General features: G+C 67.5%; 13 protein-coding genes and 1 pseudogene. 4 read left to right on the plus strand and 10 right to left on the minus strand.

Annotation, left to right across the window (positions count from 1 at the left end; all coding sequences use genetic code 11):
* The 6 genes from VIR09_RS10705 to VIR09_RS10730 all read right to left on the minus strand — a co-directional run.
* A partial coding sequence (locus tag VIR09_RS10705; protein WP_332012849.1) for an aldolase/citrate lyase family protein occupies nt 1-368 on the minus strand: 368 nt, incomplete at its 3' end.
* A gap of 87 nt (nt 369-455) precedes the next feature.
* The gene (locus VIR09_RS10710) at nt 456-1,451 is read right to left on the minus strand and encodes a tripartite tricarboxylate transporter substrate binding protein (protein ID WP_332012850.1); all 996 of its coding nucleotides are present in this window, start codon (nt 1,449-1,451) and stop codon (nt 456-458) included.
* Nucleotides 1,452-1,498: 47 nt separating this feature from the next.
* On the minus strand, nt 1,499-3,244 hold the full coding sequence (araD, locus tag VIR09_RS10715; protein WP_332012851.1) for an L-arabinonate dehydratase: 1,746 nt from the start codon (nt 3,242-3,244) through the stop codon (nt 1,499-1,501).
* A gap of 47 nt (nt 3,245-3,291) precedes the next feature.
* Nucleotides 3,292-4,404, minus strand: coding sequence for an Ldh family oxidoreductase (locus VIR09_RS10720; RefSeq protein ID WP_332012853.1), 1,113 nt, complete (start codon nt 4,402-4,404; stop codon nt 3,292-3,294).
* A gap of 49 nt (nt 4,405-4,453) precedes the next feature.
* Nucleotides 4,454-5,227: a FadR/GntR family transcriptional regulator gene (locus VIR09_RS10725; RefSeq protein WP_414639415.1), complete on the minus strand. Its 774-nt coding sequence runs from the start codon at nt 5,225-5,227 to the stop codon at nt 4,454-4,456.
* A gap of 99 nt (nt 5,228-5,326) precedes the next feature.
* Nucleotides 5,327-6,256, minus strand: a complete 930-nt coding sequence (locus tag VIR09_RS10730; protein ID WP_332012854.1) for a dihydrodipicolinate synthase family protein — start codon at nt 6,254-6,256, stop codon at nt 5,327-5,329.
* A 225-nt stretch (nt 6,257-6,481) separates the two neighbouring features.
* Here VIR09_RS10730 and VIR09_RS10735 point away from each other — a divergent pair, with 225 nt between their 5' ends.
* The 3 genes from VIR09_RS10735 to VIR09_RS10745 all read left to right on the plus strand — a co-directional run bounded on the left by VIR09_RS10735 (nt 6,482) and on the right by VIR09_RS10745 (nt 9,615).
* Nucleotides 6,482-7,495 (plus strand): tripartite tricarboxylate transporter substrate binding protein, encoded by a 1,014-nt coding sequence (locus VIR09_RS10735; protein WP_332012855.1) that lies wholly within the window; start codon nt 6,482-6,484, stop codon nt 7,493-7,495.
* 73 nt (nt 7,496-7,568) lie between these two features.
* Nucleotides 7,569-8,555, plus strand: coding sequence for a tripartite tricarboxylate transporter substrate binding protein (locus VIR09_RS10740; protein ID WP_332012856.1), 987 nt, complete (start codon nt 7,569-7,571; stop codon nt 8,553-8,555).
* A 103-nt stretch (nt 8,556-8,658) separates the two neighbouring features.
* Complete coding sequence (locus VIR09_RS10745; RefSeq protein WP_332012857.1) at nt 8,659-9,615, plus strand: 2-hydroxyacid dehydrogenase; 957 nt, start codon at nt 8,659-8,661, stop codon at nt 9,613-9,615.
* 147 nt (nt 9,616-9,762) lie between these two features.
* On the opposite strand, the gene VIR09_RS10750 is transcribed toward VIR09_RS10745, so the two are convergent.
* The 4 genes from VIR09_RS10750 to VIR09_RS10765 all read right to left on the minus strand — a co-directional run bounded on the left by VIR09_RS10750 (nt 9,763) and on the right by VIR09_RS10765 (nt 12,692).
* On the minus strand, nt 9,763-10,002 hold the full coding sequence (locus VIR09_RS10750; protein WP_013394795.1) for a hypothetical protein: 240 nt from the start codon (nt 10,000-10,002) through the stop codon (nt 9,763-9,765).
* A gap of 176 nt (nt 10,003-10,178) precedes the next feature.
* The gene (locus tag VIR09_RS10755) at nt 10,179-10,958 is read right to left on the minus strand and encodes a sulfite exporter TauE/SafE family protein (protein WP_332012858.1); all 780 of its coding nucleotides are present in this window, start codon (nt 10,956-10,958) and stop codon (nt 10,179-10,181) included.
* A gap of 100 nt (nt 10,959-11,058) precedes the next feature.
* A complete protein-coding gene (gene radA, locus VIR09_RS10760; RefSeq protein ID WP_332012859.1) occupies nt 11,059-12,420 on the minus strand; it encodes a DNA repair protein RadA in 1,362 nt (453 codons plus the stop codon).
* An 89-nt stretch (nt 12,421-12,509) separates the two neighbouring features.
* Complete coding sequence (locus VIR09_RS10765; RefSeq protein ID WP_332012860.1) at nt 12,510-12,692, minus strand: hypothetical protein; 183 nt, start codon at nt 12,690-12,692, stop codon at nt 12,510-12,512.
* A gap of 141 nt (nt 12,693-12,833) precedes the next feature.
* On the opposite strand from VIR09_RS10765, the pseudogene VIR09_RS10770 reads away from it, so the two are divergent.
* Nucleotides 12,834-13,157, plus strand: a pseudogene (locus VIR09_RS10770) (hypothetical protein); the annotation flags it as partial.

Raw genomic sequence — 13,157 nt, forward strand, 5'->3', positions numbered from 1 at the left:
GCCACGCCGCGCATGCCCTGCGGCGGATAGCGCGTGGCGGCCACGGCGCGGCGCGCGTCCTCTTCGGATTCGATGAACGGAATCAGCAGGTTGTAGAAACCGATATCCAGCAGCCGCTTGATCTCCACCGGATCGTTCCACGACGGCCGGCCCACGGCGGCGCTGGCGCTGCCCTGCAGGGCCTGCAGCTGCTGCAGGAACATCGGCACCTCGTTGGGCGAGTGTTCGCCGTCCAGCAGCAGCCAGTCGAAATTGGCCAGCCCCACGAGCTCGGCCGTGATGTGGCTGGACATGCACATCCAGAATCCGATGAGCCGTTCGCGCGCCAGGATGCGTTGCCGGAAACGGTTGGGTAAGGGTGAGTTCATTGCCATCTACGCTTCATAAGGAAAAACAGGTTGGTCCAGGCCCGCAGGCCTGGCCGTGCATTCGATCCATGGATTCAATCCACGCATTCAATCCATCTTCGCGCCGGAAGCCTTGGCCGCCTTGCCCCACTTGGCGATCTCGTTATCCACGAAGGCCGAGAACGACTTGGGGTCGTCCGCCACCACCACGAAGCCCACGCTCTCCAGCTTCTGCCGGATGTCGGGCGAGGACAGGGCCTTCACCGTTGCCTGGTTCAGGCGCTGGATTACGGCGGGCGGCGTTTTCGCGGGGGCCGACAAACCGAACCAGGACTCGGCCGAAAAACCCGGATAACCCGATTCCGCCACGGTAGGCGTGTCGGGGTAGGCAGGGTTGCGCTTGGCGCTGGCCACGGCCAGCGCACGCAGCTTGCCCGAGGTGACTTGCGGCAGCAGCGCGTCCTGGTTCAGGAACAGTACCGAGACCCGGCCTCCTATGGTGTCGGTGATGGCGGCAGCACCGCCCTTGTAGGGCACGTGCACCAGGTCGATCTTGGCGTCCTGCTTCAGCATTTCCATGGCCAGGTGGCCGGAGGAACCGCTACCCGAACTCGCATGCGTGTACTTGCCCGGGTTCTCGCGAGCCAGTTTGATGAAGTCCGCGAAGGTCTTGCCAGGGAAATCGTTGTTGGCCACCAGCACGTTTGGGCCGGTAGCCAGCAACGAGATATGCGCGAAGTCGCTATTGCGGTACGGCATGTTCTGGTAGATCGCGTAGCTGATGGCGTTGGAGCCGACGCCCGACAGCAGCAGCGTATAGCCGTCAGGCTCCGCCTTGGCCACCAGGTCGGAGCCGATGTTGCCATTGGCGCCGCCCTTGTTCTCGACCACCACGGTCTGGCCCAGTTCCTTGGACAGCTCGGCCGCCAGCAGGCGGCCCACCGAATCGGTGCTGCCGCCCGCGGGAAACGGCACCACCAGCTTGAGTTGCTTGGTGGGCCAAGCCGCGCCCTGCGCCATCAGCATGCCGGGCAGCATGGCCAGCGCCCCCGCGGCCGCCAGGATGGCCTGGCGTGCGCGCGCCGCCGGTTTGTTCTGTTGCATGGTTGTCTCCTCTGTGGGTTTTTTAGTATGTGCGCCCGGTGGCCGGGTCAGTGGATTTCAGGCTCGCCCGCGGCCGGAGCGCGCGTCTCGGTCTGAAGAAAATCGAAATCGCAGCCCGTGTCGGCCTGGCCGATATGCTTGAGGTACAGCACGCCGTAGCCGCGCTCGAAACGCGGCGGTGGCGCCTGCCAGGCGGCGCGGCGCGCAGCCAGTTCTTCATCGGACACCAGCAGCTCCAGGCGCCGCGCCGGCACGTCCAGCGTGATGCGGTCGCCGTCCTGCACCAGCGCCAGCGGACCGCCGACATAGGCCTCGGGCGCCACGTGCAGCACACAGGCGCCGTAGCTGGTGCCGCTCATGCGAGCGTCCGAAATGCGCACCATGTCGCGCACGCCCTGCTTCAAGAGCTTCTGCGGGATCGGCAGCTGGCCCCACTCCGGCATGCCGGGCGCGCCCTGCGGCCCGGCGTTCTGCAGCACGATGACGCTGTCGGCGTCCACGTCCAGGTCCGGATCGTCGATGCGCGCGGCCATATCGTTGTAGTCCTTGAAGACCACCGCGCGGCCCGTGTGCACCTGCAACTGCGCCTCCATGGCGGGCGGCTTGATCACCGCGCCGTCGGGCGCCAGGTTGCCGCGCAGCACCGCCAGCCCGTCACGCTCGATCAACGCCTGCGCGCGCGGCCGGATCACGTCTTCGTTGAAGATGCGCGCCCCCGCGATGTTCTCGCCCAGCGTACGGCCGTCCACGGTGCGCTGCGTGGTGTCCAGCAGGTCGCCCAGCTGCACCAGCATCGCGCGCAGGCCGCCGGCGTAATAGAAGTCTTCCATCAGGTACTTGCCCGCCGGCCGCAGATTGGCCAGCACCGGCGTGGTGCGCGCCAGATGATCGAAGCGGTCCAGGTCCAGCCCGAAGCCGCTGCGGCGCGCCATGGCGATCAGGTGCACCACCGAATTGGTGGACCCGGACAGCGCCAGCACCGTGCGCACCGCATTGTCGAAGGACGCGGCAGTCAGCAGGTCGGAAGGCTTCAGGTCTTCCCACACCATCTCGACGATGCGCTTGCCGGTCAGGCTGGCCATTTGCGCATGGCGCGAGTCCGGCGCGGGGATCGACGAGGCGCCCGACAGGCACAGGCCCAGCGCCTCGACCGCGCCCGTCATGGTGGACGCGGTGCCCATGGTCATGCAGTGGCCGGGCGAACGGGCAATGCCGTCTTCCACGCCCTGCCAGTCTTCCTCGGTGATGTTGCCGGCGCGCAACTCGGCCCAGTACTTCCAGGTGTCCGAGCCCGAGCCCAGGGTGTTGCCGTTCCAGTTGCCGCGCAGCATGGGGCCGGCCGGCATGAAGATGGTGGGCAGGTCCATGGAGACCGCCCCCATCAGGAGCGCAGGCGTGGTCTTGTCGCAGCCGCCCATCAGCACACAGCCGTCCGCCGGATAGGAGCGCAGCAGCTCTTCCGTCTCCATCGCCAGCAGGTTGCGATAGAGCATGGTGGTGGGCTTCTGGAAGGGTTCGGACAGGCTCATGGCCGGCATTTCGACCGGAAAGCCGCCCGCCTGCCAGATGCCGCGCTTGACCTCTTCCACGCGCTGCTTGAAGTGGCTGTGGCAGGGGTTGATGTCGCTCCAGGTGTTGATGATGGCGATCACCGGCTTGCCGGCGTAATCCGAGCGGTGATAGCCCATCTGCGCGGTGCGCGAACGGTGGCCGAACGCGCGCAGGTCGCGCGCGCCGTACCAGCGGTGGCTGCGCAGCTCTTCGGGTTTCTTGCGCTGGTTTGAATTGCTCATGTCTCTGTTCCTGTGCTCTTGGGCAAGGGTTTATAGGGAAAACGGAATCAGGCCGCGTCCAGCAGATAAGGCGTGCCGGCGCGCTCGCAGATGGCGCGCAGGCGGTCGGCCAGCGCGGCGGATATGGGGATGCCTACACGCAGCCGGCGCGCGCGCTCCGCGGCTTCGGGCTCGCCCGCCACCAGCACCGGTTCATCCGGGTTGGCGGGCGGCGTATCGTGCATGGCGTCGATCATGTCGTCCATATCGGACTCGAACGAACCAGCCGCGCGGAAGGCGTCGGGATTCAACGCCAGGAAGAAATGGCCCACGTCGTCGGGTTCGCCCGGACGGCGGGTCGGGGCGCGGCGCGCGGCGAAGGCGCTGCCGCTGAGCGTGCCGCCCAGGATCTGCGCCATCATCGCCAGGCCGTAGCCCTTGTGGCTGCTCATGGCGGCGGTGCCGCCCAGGGGGGTCAGACCGCCCTCGGGATGCTTGAAGATGAACTGCATGGCGTCGGCCGCATCGGTGACCGCCCCGCCCTGCCCGTCCACCGCCCAGCCCGGCGGCAGCGGCTGGTCCAGGAAGTCGTAGACCTTGACCTTGTTGGCGGCGACGGTGGTGGTCGCCATATCCAGCAGAAAGGGCTCGTTGTAGGCGGCCGGCGCGCCGAAGGCAATGGGGTTGGTGCCCAGCATGGGCATGGCGCCGCGCGTGGGCACCATGATGACGCCGTTGGCGCTGCTGGTCACCAGCCCGACCACGCCGCGCTCGACGGCGATGCGCGCATAGACGCCAGCGGCGCCGAAGTGATGCGAATTACAGACCGACACGGCGCCCACGCCATGCTCCAGCGCCTTGTCCACGGCCAGGTTCATCGCCTGCGCCGCCACCGGATAGCCCAGGCCGCCCATGCCGTCGATCAGCGCGCTGGCGCCGCCGTCGCGCAGGATCCGCGGCCTTGCGTCCAGCCGCAGGGTGCCGGCGCGCAACTTGTCCTCGTAGGCCGGCAGCATGGAAATGCCGTGCGAATCGATGCCCAGCAGGTCGGTCCGCGCCATCAGCCCGGCCGTGACGTGCGCCAGGTCCTGCGCCATGCCCCATGCCATCAGCACCTGCAGGATCTGCTCGCGGACCTGCTCCACCGGCACGTCCGCCGCTATGACTCCATTCCCTCGCACTCTGGTCTCCTGTGGTTGTGGTTTGGTCGCGGCGGGCCGGCGGCAGGAATCAATCGCGCTCGCGGTCCACCAAGCGATGGCGGGCCTGGCCCAGGTGGAACTGCATGGCGACGCGGGCGCGCTCGCTGTCCTGCTCGCGGATCGCATCCAGGATCGCGGCGTGCTCGTCCACCACGCGCTGCGCGCGCTGGCGCGAACCGGTGCGGGTCAGGTTGAGGGTCAGGCGCATGAAGCCGCTGATGGATTCGTGGATGCTTTCCAGCACGCCCAGATAGAAGTCGTTGCCGCTGGCTTCGGCGATGCTGGCGTGGAACGCCAGGTCGGCCTCGGCCGAGACCTGGCCGCGCGCCAGGCTGTCGGCGAAGGCCGCATGCGCTTCCGCGATCTTCCTGAGTTGCTCGTCGGTCCGCCGCAGCGCGGCCAGGCGCGCAGCGTCGCCCTCCAGCGCCACCCGCACCTCCTGGGCCCGCAGATAGGCGCTGACGTTCTGCACGTCGTTGAAGCTCTTCAGGCGCGGCGCGGGCGCGTGGCTGACGAAGGTGCCCAGCCCCTGGTGCGCGGTGATCAGGCCGTCGGCGCGCAGCCGCAGCAGCGCCTCGCGCACCACCGGACGCGACACGCCGAAGCGTTCGGAGATCTCGTTCTCGGAAGGCAGCTTGTCGCCCACGTTCAGCCCGCCGGACACGATCTGCTCGAAGATCTGGCCGTAGAGCTGGTCCGCCAGGCGGACCCGGTGCCCGCGCTCGAGCACCAGCGCGCCCGTGGCGTCGGGTTCGACGGGCGCCTGCGGCGCAGGCGCCGGTGTTGCTTTGGGTCGGGCCACGAAACCTCCTCGATGCTATGGCGCAGTCCGCGATGGCGGAACAGCGCTCATCGTACCGTCAATGCGCGGCCCAAGGCGCGCCCTGGCCCGCTTGCGCAATCAAGCGGTGGCCGCCTCCCGGTCCCAGGCCGCCAGGACCCGCGCCACCGGCGCCACGCGCTCGCGTTCGGCGGCGGAGATGCCGGTCAGCAAGGGCAGCATCGGTCCCATGTCCGCCACGCCCGACAGCGTCACCGCATCGTGCAGTACGCGGATGGGGCTGATGCTGTCGCGGCAGTCTTCCAGGCCCAGGTAGTGCTGGCGCACGGCTTTGGCTTCGTCGTAGCGGCCATCGCGCAGCAGATGCAACAGGCGCATCGAACCTCGCGGCGCCACGCAGACCGAACCCGAGGTAAAGCTCTTCAGGCCGAAATCGCGGTAGTGCACGATGGCCGGGCGCTCGCCAATGCCGCTGACGACCCAGCGCGCATCCACCGCCTGCAACAGCGAGGACAGGTACGTGTCCCGGGACGGGTCGTCGCGCACCACGGCGTACTTGAACGCCACGATACGGCCCTCTTCGATCAGGCGCGCGGCGCTTTCCGGCGCCAGGTAGCCGGACGACTTGATGTAGATCACCGCGGGCTTGCCCAGCGCGTCGGTGAAGCGGCGCACGCCTTCGGCCAGTCCCGCGTCGGTGTAGGGAAAGGACATGGGCAGCAGCATGGCCGTGGGAAAGGCGCGCGTACGCAGGATCGCCGCCTGATCCATCATCTTGCCGTAGTCGGGCCCCACCGAGGGCAGGATCCAGGTGTCCGCGCCCGCCAGTCCGGCCAGCATGTCGACGATGCGCGCGTACTCGCCGACACCCACGTTATAGAAATTGGCATTGCCGCCATACATCACATTGCGCACGCCGCCCGCTTCCAGATGGCCGAGCAAGGCCTTGTTGGCCGCCTCGTTCAGCGAAAGATCGTCGTGGCGCGCCAGCGGCGGCACGGCGATGACCGAACGCTGCAAATCCTGCGCGGTGACCGGGGAGGTTTTCATGGGCGGGGGCTCCAGGCTGATCCAGCTATCGAGTGTGGGGGTTTGAAAAAGTATACTTGGTTGACAAGCATCAGCTCAATACATATATTTGTTTTACAAGTAGTCCGGCAGCAAAACGCAGGGCGCCGCGGGGCGCCATGCAGCGTCAAAGCCTCGGGCCATGCCAGGGGCGGAATACCCCCAGAAACGATGCGCGGCCACGCGCACACCGAGGAGACGAATTCCATGCATGCAGCCCCTGCGCGAGGCCGTTCCGTCCTGTCCGCCCTGTATTCCGTGACCCTGGCGGCCGCCGCCTTGCTGTTGCCGGCCGCGCCGGCGCTGGCCGACTACCCCGAGCGCGACGTCAAGATCATCGTGCCCTTCCCGGCCGGCGGCACCACCGACATCGCGGCGCGCATCGTCGCCGCCGAGCTGGGCAAGACCTGGAACAAGGCGGTGGTGGTGGACAACAAGGCGGGCGCCGGCGGCAACGTCGGCACGGCCGAAGCCGCGCGCGCCGCGCCAGACGGCTACACCCTGCTGATGGGCACCGTCAGCACCCATGCCATCAACCAGTCCGTCTATGCCAAGCTGCCCTATGACCCGGTGAAGGACTTCGTGCCGGTCACGCTGGTGATCCCGGTGCCCAACATCCTGGAGCTCAACCCCGGCTTCGCCGACAAGCACGGTATCCGCACGGTGGCGGACCTGATCAAGTACCTGAAGGCCAATCCGGGCAGCGTCAACATGGCGTCCACCGGCAACGGCACTTCCACCCATCTGTCGGGAGAGCTGTTCCAGAACATGACCGGCACGCGCATGACCCACGTGCCCTACAAGGGCAGCAGCCCGGCGCTGACCGACGTGATGGCCGGCTCCGCCGACCTGATCTTCGATAACCTGCCGTCCTCCATGGGCTTCCTCAAGAGCGTCAAGCTGCGCCCGCTGGCCGTCACCACCGCCCAGCGCTCGCCCGCTTTGCCCGACGTGCCCACCATGGCGGAAGCCGGCGTGCAGGGCTATGAGGCATCCAGCTGGTTCGGGCTGCTGGCGCCGGCGGGCACGCCGCAGGCGGTGGTGGACAAGATCCAGCGCGACGTGGCCGCCGCCCTCAAGCTGGAATCGGTGCGCGCGCAGTTGCAAGCGCAGGGCGCCACGCCGTCCGGCAACACCCCGGCGCAGTTCAAACAGTTCATGGCGCAGGAATCCGTCAAATGGGCGGAAGTCGTGAAGAAATCCGGCGCCAAGGTCGACTGACCCACGCCGATCCGGGCCCGTCCGCAACGCGTGGGCGGCGGGCTCTTCATCAGCACGCGAACCAGGAGACACCATGAACAAACTGATGAGCGCCGCGGCGGTGGCAGCCGCCGTCGCCGCAGGCGCCGTGCTGCTCGGGACGCCCGCAGCGCAGGCCGCCGGCTATCCCGACAAACCCGTCACGATGATCGTGCCCTTCGTACCAGGCGGCTCCTCCGACATCACCGCGCGCTCGGTCACGCCGGGGCTGACGAAAATCCTGGGGCAGACCTTCGTGGTCGAGAACAAGCCTGGCGCCAACAGCGCCATCGGCGCGCAGGCCTTGGCCCGCTCCACGCCCGACGGCTACACCATGATGGTCGGCTCCATCGGCACCTTCGCCATCAACGAGGCGCTGTACAAGAACCTGTCGTACAACCCCAGCAAGGATTTCGAATACCTGACCCAGGCGGTGCGCAATCCCAACGTGCTGGTGGCCGCTCCCACCTTCCCGGCCGGCAGCGTCGCCGAACTGATCGAGTACGCGAAGAAGAATCCGGGCAAGGTGTCCTATGCCTCCTCGGGCACCGGTTCGTCGGACCACCTGTCCGCCGTGCTGTTCCGCCAGCGCACCCAGAGCACGGGCGTGGACGTGCCCTATCGCGGCGGCGGCGCGGCCATCGCCGACCTGATCGGCGGACAGGTCAACGTATCGTTCCAGAATCTGGGCGCGGTCCAGAACCACATCAAGGCCGGCAAGCTCAAGGCGCTGGCCATCACGGGCGACGCGCGCGCGGCCGACCTGCCGGACGTGCCCACGCTGGCCGAAGCCGGCATCAAGGACATGGTGGTGTACTCCTGGCAGGGCTTTGCCGTGCCCAAGGGCACGCCTGCCGCCGTCGTCCAGCAATTGTCCAAGGCCTTGCAGACCGCGCTGCGCGATCCCCAGACCGAGAAGACCTTGCAGGGCCTGGGCTTCGAGGTGGTGGCCAACACGCCGCAGCAGTTCACCGCATTCCAGCAGGCCGAGGTCAAGCGCTGGAAGGACGTCATCCAGAAAGCCAATATCCAGCTCGAGTGAGGCCGCGATCCGACTGCGGGGCGCCCCTGGCGGGCACCCCGTCAGCCTGGATCAAGGCCGGATCAAGTAGCATCAACGTTTTGCCACCCACCTGTACGACAACATGACCACCAAGCATCGCATCATCCAGGTCGGCTCGCTGGCCGGTTCCCCTTACGCCAACAAGACGCTGGCGGACCGCTACGACGTAGTCGAACTATGGAAGTACCCGGACCGCAAGGCGGCGCTGGCCGAGCATGGCAAGGGCGTCACCGCCGTCGTCACGTCCGCCACCTATGGGGCCAACGCCGAACTCATCAACGCCCTGCCCGACCTGAAGGCCATCTGCAGCTGGGGCGTGGGCTACGAGACCATCGACGTCCAGGCCGCCAAGCAGCGCGGCGTGCAGGTCAGCAACACCCCCGACGTGCTGACCGACTGCGTCGCCGATCTGGCCTGGGGCCTGCTGATCGCGGGCGCGCGCCACATGGGCCAGGGCGAACGCTTCGTGCGCGCGGGCCAATGGGGCCAGGTGCATGGCGGCATTCCGCTGGGCCAGCGGGTCAGCGGCAAGAAGCTGGGCATTATCGGCCTGGGCCGCATCGGCGAGGCCATCGCCCGCCGCGGCATGGGCTTCGACATGGACGTGCGCTACCACAACCGCCGCAAGCGCGATGACGTCGAATATGGCTACGAGGCCTCGCTCACCGATCTGGCCAAGTGGGCCGACTTCCTCATCGTGGCGACCGTCGGCGGCCCCAGCACGCGCCATCTGGTGAATCGCGAAGTGCTGGAAGCGCTGGGCCCCACGGGCATCATCGTCAACATCGCGCGCGGCCCCGTCATCGACGAGACCGCGCTGGTCGCCGCGCTGGAAGCCGGCAAACTGGGCTGCGCCGCGCTCGACGTGTTCGAGCACGAACCCAAGGTGCCCGAGGCGCTGCTCAAGACCGACAAGGCGGTGCTGCTGCCGCACATCGGCAGCGCCACGCTGGAAACCCGCATGGCCATGGAGAACCTGATGCTGGAAAACCTGCAGGCGTTCTTCGAGACCGGCCGCGTGATCACGCCGGCGGAGTAAGCCCGCCATCCGCCGCGGCCCCGGCCGCGGCGCGCCCATGAAAAAGCCTCTCGGCGCCCATACCGAGAGGCTTTCGACTTTCCGGCCCCCACGGGAATCGGAAGTCGTTTACGCAAAGGAACTATCAGGCCACAAGGCCCGTCGCGATTACTTCGCCGGCGTCGCGACGCCGGAATGCTCCGTCTTCGCGGCCCCTCCCGACTTTCCCGCCGCCGGTTTGGCGGAGGTCTTGTCGGACTTGTGGTGCTTGTGCTGCGCCTGGGTCTTGGTTTCACCCGTCTTGGACGTGGCATCGGCGCCCGCCGCAAACGCTGTAGGCGCGGCGGCAAGACCGAGGCACAAGGCCGAGGTGGATAGGAACGCAGCAATACGGGAGTGAGTCGTCATTTCATGAACTCCTGAATGTAAAAGGCCCGGAGGCCTTTTTTCCGACACGGGACGGCAACATCGCCGCTAGGGCATACACCCTGACCCGTATCCGTTTGAACCCGGTCCCTCAGGAAGGTTCAGCGTGGAACCAGAAAATTGCGGTCGCTAACGCTTCGAAATACGGCGCGGACGGTTCAGCTTTCAAAGGCCAGCAGCGCCACGGTAGCGAACAGCATCAGCGCGAAGCAGGCTCTCAGCTTGCGTTCAGGCAGCCGGTACGCAAGCTTCACGCCGACGGGCACGAACAGCAGGCTGCCTATCGCCAGCGGTGCGCCCACCAGCCAATCGGCCTGCCCTGCCCAGGAGTAGGTGATCAAGGCGATGAAGGAACCCGGTATCACCATGCTCAACGCAAGCGCCTGCGCGGTGGTCTGCGGCAGCCGGAACACGGTGGTGATGATGGGCACGGCCAGCACCGCGCCGCCCACGCCGAAGAAGCCCCCCAGCGTGCCGCACAGCATGCCCAGCACACTGGCGCGGCGCGGCGTGAAGACGGGCGCATCGCCCTTGGCCGCCGGCTTGCGCGCGGCTGCGGGGCGCGAAGCGCGCCAGGTCTGCCACACATAGAACAGCGCAATAAAGAACAGGAAGACCGCGAAGCTGCGGCGCAGGATGCCGGAGTCTATGCCCAGCGCCAGCTGCGCGCCGACCCAGGTGAACACCACGGCTCCGGCGGCGCCCGCCAGCGCCACGCGCTTGTCGATGCGGGTCTGCTGGTTGTACTTGCGCACCGCCATCATGATGGTGGGCAGGACCATGATGAGCGCCGTGCCCTGCGCCAGCTGTTGCGACATGCCCATCAACAGCACCAGCGCGGGAATCGCGATCAGGCCGCCGCCGATGCCCAGCACGCCGCCCATGAAACCGATCAGGCCGCCCGCGGCCAGACATGCGGCGATAACTAACAGACTCACGTCTTGCTCCTGCAGGCCCGGCCGGTTGCAGGCCGGGCCATCAATTTACGGATTACGGATTCCCATCTGCGCAGGCCGCCAGTTTCAGCCGGCGCCGGCCTCAGCGCAACTTGTCCAGCGCGGCGTCCAGCCGGTCCACCGCCCAGATCTCCAGCCCCTCGATGGGCTGGCGCGGCGCGTTGGCCTTGGGGATCAGGGCGATCGAAAAGCCCAGCTTGGCGGCTTCGCGCAGGCGTTCCTGCCCGCGCGGCGCGGGCCGGATTTCTCCCGCCAGCCCGACTTCGCCGAAGGCGATCAGGCCGCGCGGCAATGGCTTGTCGCGCAGCGAGGACATGATGGCCAGCAGCACCGGCAGGTCGGCCGCCGGTTCGGTGATGCGCACCCCGCCCACCGCGTTGACGAAGACGTCCTGGTCGAAGGTGGACACGCCGGCGTGCCGGTGCAGCACCGCCAGCAGCATCGCCAGGCGGTTGCCCTCCAGCCCCACTGTCAAGCGCCGCGGATTGGGCGCGTGCGAGCTGTCCACCAGCGCCTGGATCTCCACCAGCAGCGGACGCGTGCCTTCCTGCGTGGCCATGACGCAGGAGCCCGCGACCTGCTGCTCGTGCTGCGACAGGAACAGCGCGGACGGATTGGCCACGCCGCGCAGCCCGCGGTCCGTCATGGCGAAGACGCCCAGTTCATTGACCGCGCCGAAGCGGTTCTTGAAGGCGCGCACCAGGCGGAACGAGGAATGCGTGTCGCCCTCGAAATACAGCACGGTGTCGACGATGTGCTCCAGCACCCGCGGCCCGGCCAGCGAGCCGTCCTTGGTGACATGGCCGATCATGACGATGGCGATGCCCGTCTGCTTGGCCAGGCGCGTGAGCTGCGCCGCGCATTCGCGCACCTGCGAGACCGAACCGGGCGCCGCGCTCAGTTCGCCGCTGTACAGCGTCTGGATCGAGTCGATCACGGCCACCGTGGGCTTCTGCTCGGACACCGCGGCCTGGATCGACTCCAGCCGGATCTCGGCCAGCAGGTTGACGTTGCCGGTCTGCAGGCCCAGCCGGCGCGCGCGCAAGGCTACCTGCTCGGCGGATTCCTCGCCTGTGACGTACAGCACATTGGTGACTTCGGACAGCGAGGCCAGCGCCTGCAGCAGCAGGGTGGACTTGCCTATGCCCGGATCGCCGCCGATCAGCACCACGGCGCCGGCCACCAGACCGCCGCCCAGCACGCGGTCGAACTCTTCCAGCCCGGTGGGCTGGCGCGGCGTTTCGCGGGCTTCGATTTCAGACAGGCTGCGTACCGGGCTGGCGGCCGCCAGCGGCGCATAGCGGTGGGAGGCAGCGGCCGGCGCCGACGACTCCACGGTTTCTTCCAGCGTGTTCCAGGCGTTGCAATGCGGGCATTTGCCCTGCCACTTCGGGGTGGTGCCGCCGCAATCGGAGCACACATATACGGTTCGGGATTTGGCCATGCGCGAAAGTGTACCGGCAAGCCGGGGCCGCAGAGCGCGTCAGGCGCGCGCATTCGTCCCGGCGCGCACCATGACGGTACGCCTATCTGTCATTCTGCTTTCAAAAACAGGGACAAGCTGAAGTTACATGATGCAAACTCAAGAAATTCTCTGGCGGATTTCTCCAGATCGCGCATAATCATCAGGTGCAGCGCATTGACGAACCGTCCGGCCCAGGGCGGCATACCTGTAACCGTACGCCCCAGGGCGCGGGTGCGGGAATCGCGGCGCAATCACCTGCGGCTTTCCCGGAAGCCGCCTAAACCGGAACAGGACCCGAGCCACGACGAGACCGCCGGACCACCGGCGCGGCGTGCGCAGAGGCCAGACGCGGATGCGCCTTGCCACCAGGCGCATGCGCGAGGAGTACGCGCATGAGCATTACCTACCGCCCCCCTTTCGACGAAGACGATGAACGGGAGCTGCGCGCCTTGTACCGTAGGCACGGCCCTGCGGCCAGTCCCGAACTGGACGCAGCCGTACGCCGCCGCTGGCATCCCGGCCATAGCTGGCACCCGGCCTGGGGCGCCGCCGCCTGCGCCGCGATGGTATTCGGCCTGTTCGCCTGGACCGAGATGCGCGAAGCCCAGGACTTTACCGAGCAGAACACGCCGGTCATCGCTCCGCACGAAATAGGGACAAGCTCAGAGCGCGCGCCCGCCCTGCTGTCCGCGCCAACGGAAGCGCCCGCCGAACAG

The organism is Achromobacter sp. (assembly GCF_036567245.1).
Taxonomy (GTDB): domain Bacteria; phylum Pseudomonadota; class Gammaproteobacteria; order Burkholderiales; family Burkholderiaceae_B; genus Achromobacter.

Excerpts from the sequence above, each read along its gene's own strand:
- VIR09_RS10750 (WP_013394795.1), bottom strand. The coding sequence starts at position 10,002 with ATGACGACTCACTCCCGTATTGCTGCGTTCCTATCCACCTCGGCCTTG.
- VIR09_RS10745 (WP_332012857.1), top strand. The coding sequence starts at position 8,659 with ATGACCACCAAGCATCGCATCATCCAGGTCGGCTCGCTGGCCGGTTCC.
- VIR09_RS10735 (WP_332012855.1), top strand. The coding sequence starts at position 6,482 with ATGCATGCAGCCCCTGCGCGAGGCCGTTCCGTCCTGTCCGCCCTGTAT.
- VIR09_RS10740 (WP_332012856.1), top strand. The coding sequence starts at position 7,569 with ATGAACAAACTGATGAGCGCCGCGGCGGTGGCAGCCGCCGTCGCCGCA.
- radA (WP_332012859.1), bottom strand. The coding sequence starts at position 12,420 with ATGGCCAAATCCCGAACCGTATATGTGTGCTCCGATTGCGGCGGCACC.
- araD (WP_332012851.1), bottom strand. The coding sequence starts at position 3,244 with ATGAGCAATTCAAACCAGCGCAAGAAACCCGAAGAGCTGCGCAGCCAC.
- VIR09_RS10710 (WP_332012850.1), bottom strand. The coding sequence starts at position 1,451 with ATGCAACAGAACAAACCGGCGGCGCGCGCACGCCAGGCCATCCTGGCG.
- VIR09_RS10730 (WP_332012854.1), bottom strand. The coding sequence starts at position 6,256 with ATGAAAACCTCCCCGGTCACCGCGCAGGATTTGCAGCGTTCGGTCATC.